Origin of the sequence: Pseudoroseomonas cervicalis ATCC 49957 (genome assembly GCF_000164635.1) — a bacterium.
Classification (GTDB): Bacteria; Pseudomonadota; Alphaproteobacteria; order Acetobacterales; family Acetobacteraceae; genus Pseudoroseomonas; species Pseudoroseomonas cervicalis.
Genome location: NZ_GG770780.1, coordinates 68,533 through 72,015, shown reverse-complemented (window position 1 = coordinate 72,015; position 3,483 = coordinate 68,533). Strand labels below are relative to the sequence as shown.

General features: G+C 69.4%; 3 protein-coding genes. All 3 read right to left on the bottom strand.

Annotation, left to right across the window (positions count from 1 at the left end):
- Positions 1-61: 61 nt before the first annotated feature.
- Complete coding sequence (locus HMPREF0731_RS13750; RefSeq protein ID WP_007004755.1) at positions 62-865, bottom strand: amino acid ABC transporter ATP-binding protein; 804 nt, start codon at positions 863-865, stop codon at positions 62-64.
- A gap of 43 nt (positions 866-908) precedes the next feature.
- A complete protein-coding gene (locus HMPREF0731_RS13745) occupies positions 909-2,063 on the bottom strand; it encodes an amino acid ABC transporter permease (RefSeq protein WP_007004754.1) in 1,155 nt (384 codons plus the stop codon).
- Positions 2,064-2,162: 99 nt separating this feature from the next.
- Positions 2,163-3,365, bottom strand: a complete 1,203-nt coding sequence (locus tag HMPREF0731_RS13740) for an amino acid ABC transporter permease (protein WP_007004753.1) — start codon at positions 3,363-3,365, stop codon at positions 2,163-2,165.
- Positions 3,366-3,483: the final 118 nt, after the last annotated feature.

Genomic DNA, 3,483 nt, shown 5'->3' with positions numbered 1-3,483 from the left:
GGCGGCCGGGACGCCGCGCCCCGGCCGGGCGCGGGAGGGCGCCGCCCTCCCGCCTCCGGGCTCAGTGGCCGCGCAGGATCTGGCTGAGGAAGCCCTTCAGCCGGTCCGTCTTCGGGTCGTTGAAGATCTGGTCGGGCACGCCGGCCTCGACCACCTCGCCGCGGTCCATGAACACCACGCGGTCGGCGACCTGGCGGGCGAAGCCCATCTCGTGCGTGACGCAGACCATGGTCATGCCGGTCTCGGCCAGGCCCACCATGGTGTCGAGCACCTCCTTGATCATCTCCGGGTCGAGCGCCGAGGTCGGCTCGTCGAACAGCATGATCTTGGGCTTCATGCAGAGCGCGCGGGCGATGGCCACGCGCTGCTGCTGGCCGCCGGAGAGCTGGCCGGGATATTTGCGCGCCTGCTCCGGGATCTTCACCCGGGTCAGGTACTGCATCGCCAGCTCCTCGGCATCCTTCTTCGGCATCCGGCGGACCCAGATGGGTGCCAGGGTGCAGTTCTCCAGGATGGTCAGGTGCGGAAACAGGTTGAAGCTCTGGAACACCATGCCGACCTCGCGGCGGATGGCGTCCAGGCTGCGGGTGTCGTCGGTCAGCTCCATGCCGTCGACGACGATCCGCCCCTCCTGGTGCTGCTCGAGGCGGTTGATGCAGCGGATCATGGTGGACTTGCCGGAGCCGGACGGCCCGCAGACCACGACGCGCTCGCCATTGCCGACGGTCAGCGACACGTCGCGCAGCACGTGCATGGCGCCGTACCACTTGTTGACCTTGTCGAGCAGGATCGCCGGCGGCGCGTCGGTGCGCAGGGCGGAGGCGAGGTGCGGGCCTTCGCCCGCGACATCCATGGTGGCGCTCATGCTGGGTGCGGTCCCTGGGTCTCGGTGTTGTGGCGGGGCATGCTCAGCGCACCCGGTGGCGGTTCAGCTCCGCCTCGAGGTTCTGGCTGTAGCGGGACATGGCGAAGCAGAAGACGAAGTAGATCAGGCCGACGACGACATAGACCTCGATGCCGAAGCCCTGCCAGGCGGGCTCGACGATCGCCGTCTTGCCGGCGGTCAGCAGGTCGAAGATGCCGATGATCAGCACCAGCGAGGTGTCCTTGAAGAAGCCGATGAAGGTGTTCACCAGCGGCGGGATCACCAGCCGCAGCGCCTGGGGCAGGATGATGAAGCCGGTCTTCTGCCAGTAGGACAGGCCGAGCGCCTCGGCCGCCTCGTACTGGCCCTTGGGCAGGGCCTGCAGGCCGCCGCGCACCACCTCGGCCAGATAGGCGGCGGCGAAGAGGATGATGGCGATCTGCGCGCGCAGCAGCTTGTCGATGTTGATGCCTTCCGGGAGGAAGAGCGGGAACATGACGCTGGCCATGAACAGCAGCGAGATCAGCGGCACGCCGCGGATCAGCTCGACATAGAGGATGCAGAGCAGCTTGATGGCCGGCATGCGCGAGCGCCGGCCGAGCGCCACCAGGATCGACAGCGGGAAGGCGAAGGCGATGCCGAAGGTGGACAGGATCAGGGTGATGACCAGCCCGCCCCAGCGCTCCTGCGGCACATAGGACAGGCCGAGCACGCCGCCCCACATCAGCACGCCGATCACCACCAGCGTGGCCACCCAGATCACCGCCAGCGCCGGGCGCCAGAAGCGGCGCATGGCGGAGACGATGTAGAGGCCGATGAACAGCAGGACGCACAGCGCCGGGCGCCAGTGCTCCTCATAGGGGTAGGTGCCGAACAGGATGAAGCGGTGCTTCTCCCCGATCACCGCCCAGCAGGCGCCGCTGCCCTGCAGGGCGCGGCAGGCCTGGGTCTGCGCCGTGCCATTGACCATCGGCACCGACCAGATGGCGTTGAGGAAGGCCCAGTCGATGAAGCCCATGGTCCAGCGGGCCAGCAGGTACAGCAGCGCCAGGGTGACGGCGGTGGACAGCCAGCCCGAGAACAAATTGGCCCGCGCCCAGGCGACCGGTCCGACCGCCAGCAGGGGCGGGCGGCGCGGCGCCAGGGCGGCGTCCTGGGCCGGGCGCGGGGCGGAGGCTTCGGCGGCGATCTCGGCCATGGCTCAGCGCTCCACCGGCGCGAGGCGCGCCAACAAGGCCCGGCTGGCCGTCAGGCCAGCGAAACCGGAAGAAATCGGCAGCTTGCGAGGGGCCATGGCTCAGCGCTCCACCAGCGCGATGCGCGCGTTGTACCAGTTCATGAACAGGCTGATCGACAGGCTGATGGTCAGGTAGACCGCCATGATGATGGCGATGCCCTCGATCGCCTGGCCGGTCTGGTTCAGCGTCGTGTTGGCGATCGAGACGATGTCCTGGTAGCCGATCGCCACCGCCAGCGAGGAGTTCTTGGTCAGGTTCAGGTACTGGCTGGTCATCGGCGGCACGATCACGCGCAGCGCCTGCGGCAGCACGATCTTGCGCATGATCAGCCCGCGCGGCAGGCCGAGCGCCTCGGCCGCCTCCCACTGGCCCTTGGCCACCGCCAGGATGCCGGCGCGGACGATCTCGGCGATGAAGGCGGCGGTGTACATCACCAGCCCGATCAGCAGCGCGAAATACTCCGGGGTGATGGTCAGGCCGCCCTGGAAGTTGAAGCCGCGCAGCGCCGGGATGTCGCCGGTCCAGGGGGCGCCGAGCCCGGCCCAGATCGCCAGCGGCAGGCCGATGATGAGGCCGAGCGCCGCCGGCCAGACGCGGCGGGGCTGGCCATCGGCCATCTGCCGGGCGCGGGCGGCGCGGGCATAGAACACCGTCAGCACGATGCCGGCCACGAAGCCCAGCAGGGCGAAGCTGTGCGCGTCCTGCCACTGGATCCAGGGCAGCTTCAGCCCGCGATTGGAGAGGAACACGCCCTCCATCGGGTGCAGCGCCTGGCGCGGCCCGGGCAGGCCCTGCAGGATGGCGTACCAGAACAGCAGCTGCAGCAGCAGCGGCAGGTCGCGCACCACCTCGACATAGGCGGCGGCGATGCGGGAGAGCAGCCAGTTCTTCGACAGCCGGGCGATGCCGAGCAGCGTGCCGAAGAGGGTCGCCAGCACCACGCCCACCACGGCGATCTTCAGCGTGTTCAGCACGCCGACCATCAGGGCCCGGGCATAGGTGTCGGTGGGGCTGTAGGGGATCAGGCTCTCGGCGACCGGCAGGCCCGCCTCGCGCTCGAGGAAGCCGAAGCCGGTGGCGATGCGCCGGACCTCGAGATTGTGCTGCGTGTTGCCGACCAGCCAGGCGATGATGGCGATGACCACGCCCAGCACCAGCACCTGCCAGACGATCGAGCGCAGCCTTTCATCGGCCCAGGAGAGGCGGAATCCTTTCTTCGGCGGCGCGCGCAGCAGCCTGGGATCGGCAGCGGTGTCGGACATGCGTTGAAGCCCCGTTGTGTCGTCTTTGTCCGATATCGGGAGGGCCCCCGCCGGGGCGGCGTCTCGGCGCCGCTTCGGGGCGGGGGCGCGGGACCGGCCAGCCGGCCCCGCGAAGGCG

Coding starts and splice junctions, on each gene's coding strand:
- HMPREF0731_RS13750 (WP_007004755.1), bottom strand. CDS start 865: ATGAGCGCCACCATGGATGTCGCGGGCGAAGGCCCGCACCTCGCCTCC.
- HMPREF0731_RS13745 (WP_007004754.1), bottom strand. CDS start 2,063: ATGGCCGAGATCGCCGCCGAAGCCTCCGCCCCGCGCCCGGCCCAGGAC.
- HMPREF0731_RS13740 (WP_007004753.1), bottom strand. CDS start 3,365: ATGTCCGACACCGCTGCCGATCCCAGGCTGCTGCGCGCGCCGCCGAAG.